This is a genomic window from Hyphomonas sp. L-53-1-40 (assembly GCF_000682775.1).
Lineage (GTDB): Bacteria > Pseudomonadota > Alphaproteobacteria > Caulobacterales > Hyphomonadaceae > Hyphomonas.
Map to the genome: position 1 here is coordinate 121,922 of NZ_AWFI01000019.1, position 15,407 is coordinate 137,328.

The window sequence follows — 15,407 nt, forward strand, 5'->3', positions numbered from 1 at the left end:
CCGCCCGCATGCGCCAATTCCCGGCTTTCTTCAACATGGATGACGCGCGCGTCGTCGTGTTCGGCGGTGGTGAGGAAGCGCGCCGCAAGGTGCGCCTGCTCGCCAAAACACCGGCGCATATCACTGTAATCATCGGAAAAGACATCGATTCCGGCTTCGCTCAGGAGTTTGCTGGGCGCATCACGATTGCGCCGCAGGACCAGGCTGGCGCCGCGCTCGATGTTGCCCGTTTTGCAATTGTGGCCTGCCGAATTGATGAAAACACAGATCGCGCGATCACTTGGGCGCGCCAATATGGCGTGCCTTTGAATGTCGTCGATCGGCCAGATCTCTGCGATTTTACGGTTCCATCCATCATGGACCGCGGCGAGATTGTTGCTGCCGTGGCCTCGGGCGGCTCTGCGCCTGTACTTGCCAAATCGGTGCGAGCCAAACTTGAAGCGCTTACACCCGCACGCATCGGCGATCTGGCGGAACTGGCCGGACGCATGCGAGAAGAGGTGAAGTCCAAATTGCCGGATTCTGGCGCGCGTCGGAAGTTCTGGGAGAGCGTGCTCAATGGCAAGGCTGCCGAACTTGCCTATGCGGGCGAGTTGGAAGCTGCTGAACAGGCGATGCGCGACGCACTGTCCGGCGGCCGGACGCAAGGCGTGGTTCATCTGGTTGGCGCGGGTCCGGGTGATCCGGAGCTGCTGACCCTGAAGGCGCTGCGCCTGCTGCAGGAAGCCGACATTGTCTATTATGACCGTCTGGTCAGCAACGATATCCTGACGCTCATTCGCCGGGATGCCGACCGCGTGTCTGTCGGCAAGAGCAAGGGCGACCATTCCGTCCCGCAGGATGAAATTCACGAAATGCTGATCCGCTCGGCCCGCGATGGCAAGCGCGTTGTACGCCTGAAGGGCGGCGACCCGTTTATCTTCGGGCGTGGCGGTGAAGAGATGGAAGCGGTGCTGGCCGCAGGCGTCGAAGCCTTCGTGGTGCCGGGTATTTCGTCGGCGCTGGGATGCGCGGCGCAGGCAGGTGTACCGCTGACCCATCGCGATCACGCCCAGAGCCTGACCTTCGTCACCGGCCATGCCAAGGCGGGCGGCGTGCCCGATCTCGATTGGGAGTCTCTGGCCAAGCCGAACCAGACCGTCACCGTCTTCATGGGCGTCGGCACAGCGGCCGCCATTACTGACAAGTTGATCGAAGCCGGGCGCGCGCCAGACACGCCGGTCGCAGTGATCGAGAACGGCACGCGGCCGAACGAAATTCAGGTTTTCGGTATTCTTGCTGAACTGCCTGACCTGATCACAGACAATGGTATCGAGGGTCCAGCATTGCTCATCATCGGCAAAGTGGCGGGCCTGCCTTTCGCGAGTGGCGCAATCGGCCTTTCAGGCTGCGTCAGCCAGGAGACTTTCGTATGACATCCGTTCGCCCGAAACTTAAGCCGGATACGCCAAAGGCCGTCACCGCATGGGAAACCGCGACCGGCCAGAATGTCTGGATGGCCGCCGACGGCAGCTGGACCCAGGACGTTTCAAAAGTTGCCGCCTTTACCGGCGATGAGGCCGAAGCACGCCTTGCAGATGCCCAGACGCAGGAGGGCATCGTTACCGATCCCTACTTCATGGAAGTTACCGAGACCGGGGAGATCACGGGCCGCGAGACCCTGCGCGAAACGATCCGCGCAAAAGGTCCGACCGTTTCCTATGGAGAGGGCGTGTAATGCCCCATCGCGAGATCCAGCGTCTCACACTTTACGGTGACTCCATTTCCGGCAATTGCATGAAACCGAAATGGACCGCTGACCTGCTCGGCATCCCATATGATTGGGTAGAGGTCGATATCCTTCAGGGCGGCACCCAGACCGAAGACTTCCTGTCGCTGAACCCGGCGGGTCAGGTGCCGCTGGCGCGCTGGCCGGATGGCCGTGCGTTGCCACAGTCCAACGCTATCATGTTGTATCTCGCCGAAGAGGCAGGCAGTGACCTGGTCCCTTCTGACACGTTCCGGCGTGCCCAGATGATGAGCTGGCTGTTCTGGGAACAATATTCTCACGAGACCGCCATCGCTGTCCGGCGTTTCCAGAAGCACTATCTCAATACGCCGGACGACCAGATCGATCCGCAGCTGATGGCCAAGGGCCGCCGCGCACTGGGTGTGATGGAGCTGCAGCTGACCTATACGGACTGGATCGTCGGTGATGCGATGACGCTCGCCGACATCGCGCTGGTTGCCTACACACGGGTCGCCCATGAGGGCGGCTTTGACCTGTCTGACTTTCCCTCCGTGGAGAGATGGGTCAGCCGCACCGAGGCGGCCCTCAATATACCGCACGCAAAAGAGGCTGCGTAATGTACAGATATGATGAGTTCGACGCCCGGATCGTCTCCGAGCGGGTTTCCCAATTCCGGGGACAAGTGAAACGCCGTATGGCGGGCACCTTGCTGGAAGACGAGTTCAAGCCGCTGCGCCTGCAGAACGGCGTGTATCTCCAACTGCACGCCTATATGCTGCGTGTGGCTATTCCATATGGTCAGCTCAGCGGCCGCCAGTTGCGCCAATTGGCCATCGTCGCGCGTGACTATGACCGGAATTACGGCCATTTCACTACACGCCAGAACATCCAGTTCAACTGGGTCGCGTTGAAAGACATCCCGGATGTGCTGGCCAAGCTTGCCGAGGTCGAGATGCATGCCATCCAGACCTCCGGAAACTGTATCCGCAACGTGACATCCGATCATTATGCCGGTGCGACGAAAGACGAACTGATGGATCCGCGGCCCTGGTGCGAGATCATCCGCCAGTGGAGCACGTTCCACCCGGAGTTCGCCTTCCTGCCGCGCAAGTTCAAGATCGCCGTCACTGCGGCCGAGCATGATCGCGCGGCAATCCGCGTGCACGATATTGGCCTGCACATTCGCAAGCGCGGGGACGTGGTCGGGTTCGAGGTGCATGTCGGTGGCGGGCAGGGGCGTACACCGCACCTTGCTACACTGGTCAACGAGTTCGTGCCGGAAGCCCAACTGCTGGACTATCTCGAAGCCATCATGCGCGTCTACAATCGCTTCGGGCGCCGGGACAACAAGTACAAGGCTCGTATCAAGATCCTCGTCAGCGAACTGGGCGAAGCCGAGTTCCGTCGCCTCGTGGAAGAGGAATATGCCGCCCAACGCGAGAACGAAAAGATCGACCTGCCACAGGCCGAAATTGATCGTATCCATGCCTATTTTGCGCCGCCGGAACTGGCCGCGAAGCCGGACAAATCTTCGGCGTTTGAAGCGCTGAAGGCCGAAGACACCGAGTTTGCGCGTTGGGCACGGATCAACCTCCATCCGCACAAGACCCCTGGCTATACGTCCATTACGGTCAGCCTGAAGCCGATTGGCGGTCTCGCCGGAGACGCCACCGACGCTCAGATGATGACCGTCGCGCATCTGGCCGAGACCTATGCCTATGACGATATCCGCGTCAGCCACGCCCAGAATCTGGTCCTGCCACATGTTGCGCTGGATGATCTGCCGGATGTTTATCGCGAGTTGAAGGCTGCCGGGTTGCATACCGCGAACGAAAGCCTGATCACCGACATGATTGTGTGTCCCGGTCTCGATTACTGCAACCTTGCCAATGCCCGTTCCATTCCGGTCGGGCAGGCGGTGCAGGAAGTGTTCGCCGATCCTGACTATCAGGAAGACATCGGCAGGCTGCACATCAATATTTCAGGCTGTATCAATGCCTGTGGTCACCACCATGTCGGCCATATCGGCATCCTTGGCGTCGACAAGAAGGGTGAGGAATTCTATCAAATCACCTTTGGTGGCCGCGCCGATGAGAAGGCCGCGATCGGCGATATTGCCGGCCCCGGCCTGAAGGCTGACGACGTGCCCGGCGCTCTCAAACGCGTCGTGGACACCTATCGCGAGCTGCGCGCCGACAAGGGCGAATTGTTCATCGAGACGCTGGCCCGCCTTGGCCATGATCCCTTCAAGGAGGCGCTTTATGCCGCTGGTTAAGAACGGCACGGAGATCGACAATATCTGGGCCTTTGTCCCGGATGAAGGTGACCTGTCTCCTGGTGGATGTATTACAGTTTCGCTCGGACGGTTCCGCAGTGAGCGAGACATTCTTCTGGCCCGCAACACCGATATCGGCGTACGGCTGGAACCGGGTGATGACCCGCACGAACTGGAGGAATATCTCGACCGTTTGCAACTGATCGAGATCAGTTTCCCTAAATATACCGATGGTCGTGGATACTCCCAAGCCCAGCTTTTGCGCCGTCGCTTCGGCTATACCGGAGAGCTTCGCGCCGTGGGCCACGTCCTGCGGGATCAGATATTCTATATGAACCGTTCAGGCTTTGACGCTTACGAGACCGCCCGTGCTGACCTACATGAAGTGGTGAACGCACTGGAAGAGTATTCCGACGTCTACCAGCCCGCAGCGGGTGATCGGACGCCGGTGTATCGCAAGAGACACGAAAGCTGATCCTTATGCCTTATGGCGACAGTCTTACCCGCAAGTCCGAAGCTGCGGACGTCCGCCTTGCTCGCCTGAATGGTGAGTTGCGCGACGCCTCCGCTCAGACGGTGCTGCGCGTCGCCATGGTTCGCGAATGGGCCAACAGCCTGACCTATGTGTCCAGTTTCGGCGCGGAAAGCGTCGCGATGCTGGCCCTGATTGCTGACGTGAAGCCGGACCTGCCCATCGTTTTTCTCGAAACCGGCATGCATTTCCCGCAGACGCTGGACTACAAGGACGAGCTGATCGAAAAGCTCGGCCTGACCGGTGTGCGCGAAATTCCGCCGAGTGAGACCGAGCGCAAAGTGCTCGATCCGAAGAACAATCTCTGGAAAACCGATCCGGACGCCTGTTGCGCACTGCGTAAAGTACGCCCGCTGGAGCCGGCTCTGGAAGGCTTTGATGCCTGGATCACCGGTCGCAAACGCTTTCATGGTGGTGCCCGGATGAGCTTGCCGGTGTTTGAGTTCGCCAATGGCCGCTACAAGGTGAACCCGCTGGCCAACTGGACACCGGACGATGTGGAACTGCTGATCAAGCAACGCAATCTGCCGCGCCATCCGCTGGTTGCTCAGGGCTATCCGTCCATCGGCTGCTGGCCGTGCACAAAGCCGTCCGACAATCCGGACGATCCCCGCGCGGGTCGCTGGGCCGGACAGGAGAAGTCCGAATGCGGCCTCCACATCGACAAGACGGAACGCCCGCGCGTCTTCTAGGCCTTCGCCCCGAATATGTGAGCCATGGCGATCGCTCCGGCGGTCGCCACGTTCACACTGTCAAAGCCTTCCGTCATTGGGATTCGCACGGGCGTACAAGCCGCGATCAACTCGTCCGGCAGCCCCGGTCCTTCGGCACCGAGCAGGATGGCGAGTCGGTCCGGCACAACCATTTCGGTGATCGGCGGGGCTTCTGCACGCGGCGTCATCGCCCAGACCTCATAGTCCGCCGCCTTGGCCGCGTTCACCATGTCCAGGCCCGTCCCGCCATGGGCATAGGGCAGCCATAGGCTGCGCGGATGGCCTTGCGATAGAGGGGGTCACAGCATTGAACATCCATCAGCACCGCATCTGCGCCAAAGGCAGCGGCATTGCGAAAGCACGCGCCGACATTGTCGTGATTGGACAGGTCTGACATCAGGAGCAGGGTAGAGGGACTGGCCTCTATGGCGGCGAGAAACGCGGCCGGTTCGGCGATGTCGCCTTTCAGCCCACAGGCAAGCACGCCGCGATGCATCGGAAACCCTGCGACCGCATCCATCACCGACTGGGGCGCGACATAGACCGGCACGTTCTCCGGTACGAGGGCCATCAATTCGGCCAGCGGTGCGACCCGGTTCTCTGCAAGGAACACACTTTCCAGCGTAAAACGTCCCCGACGCAGCGCTGTCTCCAGCGCTACTTTGCCTTCGACGATGAAGCGCGCGCCATGACCTGAAGTCAGGTCCTTCTCGCGAATGGATGTGTAAGCCTCCAGCCTCGCATCTGTCGCGCTATCAACTTCTATCGCAAATCCCATTTCAATTTCTCTATGCTGAGGCGCAAGACGTTGTCCAATTGGCGGGGCGTCCATGACGTGGAACGAATCCGGCTCGGCCGACTACGAGCATACTTCACCCATACGGACAAATCGACGTCCGGCACAGACGATCCAGGCCGAACATTCTCCTACAGGGGATCCCCCCGCACTTCAGCTCAAAAAATTCTCCCAATAGGAGAAAAATTCTACTGTTTGGTATTGTTATCGCAATCATAAATAGATAGAGGGAGATTGCGAAGGATTTGCAGGCGGGCCGGGGGGACGCATGAATATCATGATGAAAACCATTGTGGTGCTTTGGCACCATAGGCTCATCCTTGTATTGTTGCTGGTCGCGTTTTGCGTGGTCGCGATCTCTGTAGGAAACCGCATGCACCGCAAGGCGATGTTGGAATACGTTACGGACAAACAGTTTCAGTTAAATTTGGAAATGACCCGCTATAGCGGGGCAGAGGCTCCACCAATTCTCCTCAGCTCGCTGAGCGAAGATGATATAGGACTTGTCCATAGACTGCGGGAATCGCACGAGCGGGTACATTTGGGGTTTCCCGAGTGTCGCCGCGCTCCAGCCAGATCAATTGTTGGCCCTCAGCCTGATCCCTTGATCTGTGAAGTCCAGATTCCTCCAAGAAAGCCGTCAGACATAATTTGTGAGTCTGAAATCGGTTCTCATCCCTATGTGGCTGCGGGCAGGTTCATTCGCGGAGCCTATTCGGCATGTCTGATGACACTTTGGTCAAGAGAGCAGGGAGAATGGTCGCTGAATTCTGCCGCGGTAGGTCCAATGAAAGACGACCCGGTATTAAGCGGGTCGTCTGAGTTGGATGAAGGTGCGTATTCGAGCCTGACCGGTCGCTAAGCCGGGTTGGGGGCCATGTTCGGCAGGCCCTGATCCTTGGCCATACGTTTCATGGCTTTCTGGAGCTTTTCGAACGCGCGCACTTCGATCTGGCGAATACGCTCACGCGAAACACTGTAAACCTCGGACAGTTCTTCAAGTGTTTTCGGCTCTTCCGACAGGCGGCGCTCGGTCAGGATGTGGCGTTCACGCTCGTTGAGGTCTTCCATGGCAGCGGTCAGCAATTCCATCCGCGCATTGAATTCCTGCTTGTCGGCAAACTCCTCAGCCTGGCCCTGATCGTCGTCGGCCAGCCAGTCCTGCCACTCCATGTCGCCATCAGTACCCATCGGCACGTTCAGCGACGCGTCAGAGCCGGACATGCGCCCGTTCATCGAATACACTTCAGCTTCTGTCACGTTCAGCTTTTCGGCGATCAATTGGGCCTGTTCCGGGCGAAGGTCGCCTTCGTCCAGAGCCTTCATTTCGCCTTTCAGGCGGCGAAGGTTGAAGAACAGCTTCTTCTGCGCGGCCGTGGTGCCGAGTTTCACGAGGCTCCAGCTGCGCAGGATGTATTCCTGAATGGCGGCACGAATCCACCACATGGCATAGGTAGCAAGCCGGAAACCCTTGTCCGGGTCGAATTTCTTCACGGCCTGCATAAGACCGACATTGCCCTCGGAGATCACTTCGGCCATCGGCAGGCCATAGCCGCGATAGCCCATTGCGATCTTCGCAACGAGACGCAGATGGGATGTCACCATCTTCTCGGCAGACTGGGTATCTTCCTGCTCGCGCCACTGACGGGCGAGCATGAATTCCTCATTCTTCTCGAGCATGGGAAACTTACGAATTTCGGTGAGATAACGGCTCAGACCCTGCTCCGGGCTGAGTGCCACACTCGCACTGGCGGTTTTGTTCGCCATATCTAATCTCCTCCTTTGCAGACCAACCCCGCGTTGCGGCGATCGTTCCGGCAATCAGATCTTCTTCCTGACGTTTAGCCCCGCATAGCGGCGGCGTCGCCCCGTACAAACCGCATGAATGTCATCGCGGTTTAACATAAATAAGTATTCGCCCCCTGCTTTTGAAGGGGTTCCAAGCGTCTGAATTTGCGCTTCGGAGGCAGTATATCTCGTGGCGGCAAAGTGATCCAGAAGGCTGCCACACCTTGCTGTCAGAAGTTGCGGAACCGGTTTGAAGGTTGCGCGGTTGATTGCCCATACATGACAGGAAACAACCAAATGGGCAGCACCACTCTCACCCGCACGGACGCCTTCCGGCAATTCGTGCAATCAGATTCCTTTCCCTGTATTGGGGCAAAATCGGCAATGGTTCGCGATCAGCTGGTCATTGCGGAATTCGGCGACATCGATTCCGCTGCAGGTGACATCAATCTCAGGCGCGCACTGGAAGAGTTTATCGAGGAGCTCGATTTCAGCTCCCCTGTGGTTCAGTCCTTCGTCGCCATCTTCACGGGGCCGACCGAGCTGTCAGAGACTGAATTCGAGCGTGCGCTCTGGAACCGGCTTCAATCCTTGCACAATCTCGATGTGGTCGAGGGCAGGGGGTGGGCCGAGAGCGCGGAGCGTGATCCGGAATCGGCACATTTCTCGATGGGCTTGCTGGGCGAGGCCTTCTTCGTCATCGGCCTGCACCCGAACGCATCCCGACCAGCCCGTCGTTTCGAGTTTCCTGCGCTCGTCTTCAATTCGCATGAGCAATTTGAACGCCTGCGCCAGGATGGCCGGTTCGAGAAAATGAAGCAGATCATTCGAGAGCGCGACAAGGCGCTCGCCGGTTCGGTTAATCCGATGCTGGCAGATTTCGGCCGGGGGTCTGAAGCCGCGCAGTATTCAGGCCGCGAAGTCGGGCCTGAGTGGAAATGTCCGTTCACCCCGCAGGAGCCTGCGAAATGAGTCACCGTATCCCCCCGAAATCCGGCACGGCTTTCATCCTGCGCAAGGGCGAACGCCTGACCGTGACAGATCCCGAAGGCGAACAAGTCAGCGACATGGTCGCCTACAATCTGGACGACCGGAAGGAAGTGATTTCATCCGGGCGCTCCCTCGATTATGCCGGGCGCATGTTCCTGACCAGGGGAGACATGCTCTACTCCAATCGCAGCCGTGACATGTTGAAAATTGTCGAGGATGAGGTCGGCCGTCATGATTTCACGCTGACGCCCTGCTCGAAGGATACGTTCCGCAAGCTGTACAATGAGGCTGATCCCGAAGGTGGTTGTCAGGAAAACCTCGAAGCAGCCCTGGCCGAATACGGCATAGGCCCCGATGATATTCCGATCGCGTTCAACATCTTCATGCACGTCGCGACAGATCCTCAGACGGGCGAGATCAAGGTTTTGCCACCCCTGAGTAAAGCGGGGCAGTCGATTACGTTCGAAGCCTGCATGGACCTTCTGATCGGCATGACCAGCTGCTCCGCAGGAGAGTCCAATAATTTTCGCTACAAGCCGATAGATTATGAGATCGTGAAGGCAGTCGCCTGATGGATATTTCAGCAATCTATTATGACGGATGGAAAGACCTTGTCCGTATCGCGCTTGCCGCCCCAGTCTTATATTTCACCATCATCGCTTTCATCCGGCTCGCTGGAAAGCGGTCCACGTCTCAGATGAACAATTTTGACTGGGTGGTGACCGTGGCGCTGGGCTCAATCGCTGGAGCGGGCATCACCTCGAATTCCGTCACGGCTGTCGAAGCCCTGTTCGCCATTGCAGTCCTCCTGTTTATTCAATGGGGGCTGACATTCGTTCTGGCGCGCAGCGACTCTGTGGAATGGCTTGTGAAATCCAGTCCACGACTTCTGGTGTATCGGGGGCAGTACCTTATGCAGAATATTCGCGATGAGCGTCTGACCAAGTCCGAAGTGCTCGCCGCGTTGCGTGAGAATGGCCTGACACGCGTTGCCGAAGCTGAGTTGGTCGTGCTCGAAACGGATGCTTCTTTCAGCGTGATTGCGCGTGACAATGCGGATGTATCGCCCGAACATCTTGCCCAATCTGTCGTCGGAGTTCCAGGCCACTCCTGAAGTGTGCGTCACAATAAATTCATGAAAGTCAAAGTCTTGTACGCTGTTGTGGCTATTACTGGTTACAAAGTTTTCAGACTGTGATGATAGCGAGAACCCATAAGGCCTTTTGGGTGGGGCAGATGGGTTTATTATGAGATTTCGCTCCACGTCATGGATGCATTTTGAGCCGCTCTCTCTCGGAGACAGCTTTGATGCGGTATCCGCGTTTTTCGTCAAGAACCCTGAAGCGACACTCTGCCCGGTTGTCGATTTTAACGGCAAGCCGACAGGGTTTGTGTCCCTTCAGGCTTTCCAGCGCCTGATCTCAAATCCGTTCGGCTATGCCCTGAATCAGAAAAAGGGTGTGTCCGGCATAATGGATCGAAACGTGCTGGTGATGGAGCTATCGGAGGATGCCGCGACCGTATTCGGCAGTATCCGGGACAAATCAGACCTGCTCACCAACGGTCTGATCCTTGCGCATGAAGACGGCATCTATGCCGGATGTCTCAACGCGCTTGGTGTGTTCCATGCCCTTACCGAAATTCATGCCAGTATGCTGACTGAACTCAAGGCCGAGATCGAGGAGCGTGAGCGCGCCGAGCGCAAGATCCGCCAGCTTGCCGACACAGACCCATTGACCCGAATCCTGAATCGCCGCGCCTTTGTGCGGGAAATGGAGGCTCTGGTGGCACAGGGCCAGCCCTTCATGTGCGCCTTGATCGACCTGGACAGGTTCAAGCCCCTGAATGATCGCTATGGTCATGCGATAGGGGACCATGTCCTGAAGGTTCTCGCCACGCGCCTGTCGGAGATGGACGGCTGTCAGCATGCTTGTCGCCTTGGTGGAGATGAGTTTGCGTTTATCATTCCATCGGTTGGCGATAACGCACTGGCATTGGCTGCGCTTGTCCAAAGTGCTCTGGTTTCTCCGATAGAAACCGATCTCGGGCTCGTCACGGTCGGCGCCTCCATCGGGGTCGCTGCGTTTCCGGATGACGCGGCTGACAAGGCCAATCTGATGTACGCAGCCGACAAGGCCATGATCCGGATAAAGTCGGAGGGCGGAGGGATTGCGGTATTCGATCGCCGTGAAGACATGGCGGACATGGACGCCGAAGAGTTCGACAAGACCATTATCGGGGCGGTCAAGGACAATTGCTTCCAGCCCGCAGTTCAGCCGATTCTAGATTTGCGCAGTCACTCAATTGCCGGTTATGAAGTGCTTGCGCGCTGGCCGCATAGCGGCCTCAGCCGGCAGCCCTCGCCCAAGCAATTCATGCCGGCAGTGGAGCGCCTTGGCCTGATCGACAGTTTCTTCTGGTCCATGCTGAACCAGGCTTTGCGCTGGTTGCCCGGGGGTACCAGCTTCCTGTCATTCAACGTCTCTCCCTCTCAATTGACGTCTCTGGAATTTGCTGACCATTTCCTGAACGCGCTCCGTCGCCATGGCATAGCGCCTGAACGGATCGAACTCGAAATCACAGAAAACGTCCTGTTCCGGAATATCGATACGAGCAAACAGGTGCTTGGCAAGATTGTTGGGGCAGGGGTCTCGCTCGCTCTGGATGACTTTGGCACCGGCTATTCCTCGCTCTCCCTGTTGGAAGAATTGCCCTTCAATAAGGTCAAGCTCGATAAGAGCCTGCTTGGCAAGAAGAGTGATTCCGGTGTCCTGCCGAAAGTGCTGACCGGCAGTCTGAAGATGTGCTGCGAGATGAATTTGATCAGTTGTGCAGAAGGTGTGGAAACCAGCTGGCAGCTCGAACAGCTGGCCGCGCACAATTGTGATCTCATACAGGGCTACCTCATTGGTCGGGCCGTGCTTTGCAAGGAGATGACCGCGTCCGATATCAATGTGCGGGCGGGCTGAAGCAGCCTTCTTCAGGGCATAATCGCGTCCTTGTCCCGCAAGGAACTCGTTGCGCCTGTCGCCAGTATGGGTGCCCGCGAGAACGTATCCGTCGCCTCTACGCGCCGGACATATACTTGCGCGGATGGACAGCCTGTTTGCGCCCCCACCGGTATTGAAGCCGCATCTTCAGCCATTCCGTTTCTGGATATGGCTGCAGCTCATCCTTCTGCGCCTGTATGTGCGCCGAACGAGAGGTCGCGGCACGCCGTTCCTCACCATGTGCGATGCGCAAGGGAATGTCTGGATCGCGGCAATCGGGGATATGCCAACAGTCGCGCGGCCTGACCCTTTGGCGTTCACCCTCTCAAAGGCCTGTCAGGTCGCGATGGGCAGCGCATCCGAACCCGCGCCTGCGCATGATGCGGGCGACCATCGCGTCGGAACAACGCTATTTCCGATGATTCGCCCGCATGATGCCGAGTTGCGCCTGCCTCCCCCCGATACCTGACCCAGCCGCCTGTGAAATTCCTGATCTTGTCCACCGAGCGCCTTCACGGGCGTTGCAGGCGCAGGTCGCTCCGGCGGGCTGGTACACGATTTGCCTGTCACAGGACGAACGGCATTGTCGCTGCTGGTCCTGAATCTGGTCTGGCGGCTCCGAAATCCCGGGTGCCATACCGAAAAGGACACGCGCATGCGTCTTCCTCATCTGACATCACTCCAGGGCGGGCGCGCCATCGCTGCGCTCATGGTGGTCTTCTATCACCTCAATATCTTCATCTTGCCAAAGCGGCTTTATGCGGAAACGGGCGAAGCGCTGCATCCTGTAGCGAATATGGGCTATTCGGGTGTTGAATTCTTCTTCGCCCTGTCGGGATTCCTGATGCTCTACATCCATCGTCGGGATTTTGGTGCCCCTCAAAAGGCCTATAGCTACGCGATCAAACGGGTCTCGCGCATCTATCCGGCCTATTGGCTGGTTCTCATCCCGATGGTCCTGGCCGGTGCCCTGATCCCAGCCGTCGGACTTGGCTATATGCCGGGTCTTGGGCGATTGCTGCCGAACCTCTTCCTTGTGCCAATGGAAGACACTCCGATTCTTCAGGTTTCATGGACCCTGCAACATGAAATGTTGTTTTACGCCATATTCGGCCTCGCTATCCTGCATCGCTGGATCGGTCTCGGCATCCTCAGCATGTGGTTTACCGCCTGCGCGCTCACCGTATTTGGCCAGGACGTACTGTTCCCGGCGGACTTCCTGTTCTCACCCTATAATTTGATCTTCCTGTTTGGCGGTCTGGCGGCGGTGTCCTTCCAGCATCTGGGACGGAATGCAGCGCGCGGCCTGTTGGTCGGCGGTTTGCTGGTCTTCCTGATGACGGGGCTCAACGATATCTATCGCCCCGTCGAGATCGGGTTTGGTGTGCGCACGGTCCTGTTCGGTGCCTCTGCCAGCGCGATCATTGCCGCGCTCGCCGCAATGGAAACCGCTGGCCGCCTGAGCATTCCGCGCAGCCTTCGTTTGGTCGGCGACGCGTCCTACATGCTCTATCTCGTACACATGCCAATGATGACCGCCGGTGTGCCGGTTGCGAAATTCCTGCACCTGCCGGAACTTTTGCCGCCCTGGATCATGGCGCTGCTATTCGTGATCGGGTGCACAATTGCATCCGTTGTCGCGCACCTATGCTTGGAACGCCCTCTGGTTCGCTACATCTCGCGTAAGTTCGGCGCGCCGAAAAACCTGTCTGGCCAACTCAGCCTTGCAGACGCCTTGCGTCAGGCGGCGTCTAGTCGGCTTCCAGTTCAACACGGGCCTCGGACAAATAATCCGTAGACCGCATTTCATGCAGGCGGCTGGCCGTGCGTTCGAACTCGAAACTGCCATCGCCTTCGGGATAAAGGCTCTCCGGTTCGGCGGCTGCGCTTGCCACCAGCTTGATCTTCGCTTCATAGAGCGCGTCGATCAGTGCCACGAAGCGCGCCGCCTCGTTGCGGTTTTCTGGTCCCAGCGTCGGAATGCCTGACAGGATCACCGTGTTGAAATTTGCGGCGATGGCCAGATAGTCCCGCGAGCCGAGTGGACGGGCGCACAATTCCTCAAAGGTAAAGCGTGCCACACCGGCCGCTTCCCGCTGCACTTCCAGCTTCCGTCCCTTGACGGTCAGGACGCAATGCTGTGGCTCTGCGCCAAGGGTCAGCCGGTCCCATGCGCGGTCCAGGGCGGCTTCGGACTCCGCATTCAGCGGCGCATACCAGACTGGCGCTTCGATGAGGCGGTCGAGGCGGTAATCCCGTTCCGAGGCCAGTTCCAGAATTTCGCAATGCGCCTTCAGATGCTCTATGAAGGGTAGGAAGAGGGGGCGATTGATCCCATCCTTGTAGAGATCATTGGGGTGACGATTGGAGGTTGCCACCACTGTTACCGCCATGTCGAACAGCGCTTCGAACAAGCGCGCCAGCACCATGGCATCGGCAATCTGGGTGACTTGGAATTCATCAAAGCAGAGGAGGCTCGCCTGCGAGGCGATCTGTTTCGCCACTGGCGCGATCGGGTCGTCGCCCGCTCCCTTCACGCGCCATTCGGATCGCTTGCGCTCGTCCTGGGAGAGCTTGCGCCAGGCATCCAGCCGGTCATGCACTTCTGCCATGAATTCATGAAAGTGCACCCGGCGCCGCGCTTCAACGGGTGCGCTTTCGAAGAACAGATCCATCAGCATGGATTTGCCCCGCCCAACACCGCCCCACATGTAGAGGCCCGTCACCGTCTCGGCCTTGGAAAACCAGCCGCCAGTCTTCCGATTGGCAAGCCGGTGTTCCAGATCGTTCAGCGCCGCAGCGGCGGTTGCCTGAACCGGGTCCGGCGTCAACTGGCCGCTCTCGATGCGGGCTTTGTATTTCTCAAGGACGGTGGTCATCCGGGTCAGCCCAGCCGTTCGGCGATCTGGGCCAGCAGTCCGCTCCAGGCCCCCGGCACCAGCAGGAAGGTCAACGCCGCACCCGCCAAGGCGCCACCAAGATGGGCGCCATGTGCGATCATCGTGTTAGGACGTTGCGACAGGAAGAAGCTGACCGAGATAAACAGAACTGCCGCAACAATCGCCCACATCGGCAAGATGAAAAGCAGGTACAATACCGCAAACGGCGCCAGCACACTGAACGCCAGCACGATACCGGACGTCGCGCCCGACGCGCCTACGGCGCGGTAATCAGGTTGGTCGCGTTTGTCGACATATTCCCACGCATTTCCGGCAAACAGCGATCCAAAATAGATGATCAGGAACGTTGATGCGCCAAGTTCGCGTTCCAGCACTCCGCCAAATTGCCACAGGACGAACATGTTGATGAGCAAATGTGTGCCGTTCACATGGAGAAAGGCCGATGTCACGAAGCGCCACCATTGGCGGCCCTCCCGGATCGGCGCGATCCAGAAATTGTTGTCCTCGAAGAAAGCGCGGTTTGACAGGCCAATCAGACTGACGAGGACATTGGCCGCGATCAGGCTGATCGTCACGGGATATTCCATCATCGGGGGTGCCGCCTTTTTTCCTGTGTCGCCCAGCAAAAAGCCGCCCGGACGTATCCTAGGCGGCTTAGCAAGGGGAAGGGGCGCTTCGCAAGCGCCCGCATGGA

At 58.4% G+C, this 15,407-nt stretch carries 18 protein-coding genes; 13 read left to right on the top strand and 5 right to left on the bottom strand.

Annotated elements, in window-relative coordinates:
• Positions 1–8: 8 nt before the first annotated feature.
• Genes cysG through L53_RS14750 form a run of 6 tightly spaced genes read left to right on the top strand, consistent with a single transcriptional unit; the run spans position 9 to position 5,228 of the window.
• Positions 9–1,415: a siroheme synthase CysG gene (cysG, locus tag L53_RS14725; RefSeq protein WP_034817081.1), complete on the top strand. Its 1,407-nt coding sequence runs from the start codon at positions 9–11 to the stop codon at positions 1,413–1,415.
• Positions 1,412–1,717, top strand: a complete 306-nt coding sequence (locus L53_RS14730) for a DUF2849 domain-containing protein (RefSeq protein WP_034817083.1) — start codon at positions 1,412–1,414, stop codon at positions 1,715–1,717. The genes cysG and L53_RS14730 overlap by 4 nt, the downstream gene beginning before the upstream one ends.
• Entirely contained in the window at positions 1,717–2,346 is a 630-nt protein-coding gene (locus L53_RS14735; protein ID WP_034817085.1) for a glutathione S-transferase family protein, read from the top strand. Before L53_RS14730 ends, L53_RS14735 begins: the two co-directional genes overlap by 1 nt.
• On the top strand, positions 2,346–4,004 hold the full coding sequence (locus L53_RS14740) for a nitrite/sulfite reductase (protein WP_034817087.1): 1,659 nt from the start codon (positions 2,346–2,348) through the stop codon (positions 4,002–4,004). Before L53_RS14735 ends, L53_RS14740 begins: the two co-directional genes overlap by 1 nt.
• Positions 3,991–4,479, top strand: a complete 489-nt coding sequence (locus tag L53_RS14745) for a DUF934 domain-containing protein (protein WP_034817089.1) — start codon at positions 3,991–3,993, stop codon at positions 4,477–4,479. Before L53_RS14740 ends, L53_RS14745 begins: the two co-directional genes overlap by 14 nt.
• Before the next feature lie 5 nt (positions 4,480–4,484).
• Positions 4,485–5,228: a phosphoadenylyl-sulfate reductase gene (locus L53_RS14750; protein ID WP_034817092.1), complete on the top strand. Its 744-nt coding sequence runs from the start codon at positions 4,485–4,487 to the stop codon at positions 5,226–5,228.
• Here L53_RS14750 and L53_RS17425 read toward each other — a convergent pair.
• Together L53_RS17425 and L53_RS14755 are read right to left on the bottom strand one after the other, a co-directional pair.
• Positions 5,225–5,479: a TrmH family RNA methyltransferase gene (locus L53_RS17425; RefSeq protein WP_233347868.1), complete on the bottom strand. Its 255-nt coding sequence runs from the start codon at positions 5,477–5,479 to the stop codon at positions 5,225–5,227. The two genes, L53_RS14750 and L53_RS17425, sit on opposite strands and share 4 nt — an antisense overlap.
• Complete coding sequence (locus L53_RS14755; RefSeq protein WP_233347869.1) at positions 5,473–6,027, bottom strand: RNA methyltransferase; 555 nt, start codon at positions 6,025–6,027, stop codon at positions 5,473–5,475. The genes L53_RS17425 and L53_RS14755 overlap by 7 nt, the downstream gene beginning before the upstream one ends.
• Before the next feature lie 286 nt (positions 6,028–6,313).
• On the opposite strand from L53_RS14755, the gene L53_RS14760 reads away from it, so the two are divergent.
• The gene (locus L53_RS14760; protein WP_034817093.1) at positions 6,314–6,907 is read left to right on the top strand and encodes a hypothetical protein; all 594 of its coding nucleotides are present in this window, start codon (positions 6,314–6,316) and stop codon (positions 6,905–6,907) included.
• Here the strand turns inward: L53_RS14760 and rpoH are convergent.
• Positions 6,904–7,812, bottom strand: a complete 909-nt coding sequence (gene rpoH, locus L53_RS14765) for an RNA polymerase sigma factor RpoH (protein WP_034817094.1) — start codon at positions 7,810–7,812, stop codon at positions 6,904–6,906. The two genes, L53_RS14760 and rpoH, sit on opposite strands and share 4 nt — an antisense overlap.
• Before the next feature lie 318 nt (positions 7,813–8,130).
• On the opposite strand from rpoH, the gene gntA reads away from it, so the two are divergent.
• From gntA to L53_RS14795, 6 genes are all read left to right on the top strand, one after another.
• Positions 8,131–8,805: a guanitoxin biosynthesis heme-dependent pre-guanitoxin N-hydroxylase GntA gene (gene gntA, locus L53_RS14770; protein WP_034817095.1), complete on the top strand. Its 675-nt coding sequence runs from the start codon at positions 8,131–8,133 to the stop codon at positions 8,803–8,805.
• Entirely contained in the window at positions 8,802–9,395 is a 594-nt protein-coding gene (locus tag L53_RS14775; RefSeq protein WP_034817096.1) for a DUF1989 domain-containing protein, read from the top strand. Before gntA ends, L53_RS14775 begins: the two co-directional genes overlap by 4 nt.
• Positions 9,395–9,937, top strand: a complete 543-nt coding sequence (locus tag L53_RS14780) for a DUF421 domain-containing protein (RefSeq protein ID WP_034817097.1) — start codon at positions 9,395–9,397, stop codon at positions 9,935–9,937. The genes L53_RS14775 and L53_RS14780 overlap by 1 nt, the downstream gene beginning before the upstream one ends.
• Before the next feature lie 133 nt (positions 9,938–10,070).
• Positions 10,071–11,792, top strand: a complete 1,722-nt coding sequence (locus L53_RS14785; RefSeq protein WP_084333511.1) for an EAL domain-containing protein — start codon at positions 10,071–10,073, stop codon at positions 11,790–11,792.
• Between the two features lie 124 nt (positions 11,793–11,916).
• The gene (locus L53_RS14790; protein WP_034817099.1) at positions 11,917–12,282 is read left to right on the top strand and encodes a hypothetical protein; all 366 of its coding nucleotides are present in this window, start codon (positions 11,917–11,919) and stop codon (positions 12,280–12,282) included.
• Positions 12,283–12,468: 186 nt separating this feature from the next.
• Positions 12,469–13,611, top strand: coding sequence for an acyltransferase (locus tag L53_RS14795; protein ID WP_156947945.1), 1,143 nt, complete (start codon positions 12,469–12,471; stop codon positions 13,609–13,611).
• Here the strand turns inward: L53_RS14795 and zapE are convergent.
• Positions 13,565–14,692, bottom strand: a complete 1,128-nt coding sequence (zapE, locus tag L53_RS14800) for a cell division protein ZapE (RefSeq protein WP_034817101.1) — start codon at positions 14,690–14,692, stop codon at positions 13,565–13,567. The two genes, L53_RS14795 and zapE, sit on opposite strands and share 47 nt — an antisense overlap.
• A 5-nt stretch (positions 14,693–14,697) precedes the next feature.
• On the bottom strand, positions 14,698–15,303 hold the full coding sequence (locus L53_RS14805) for a rhomboid family intramembrane serine protease (protein WP_034817102.1): 606 nt from the start codon (positions 15,301–15,303) through the stop codon (positions 14,698–14,700).
• Positions 15,304–15,407: the final 104 nt, after the last annotated feature.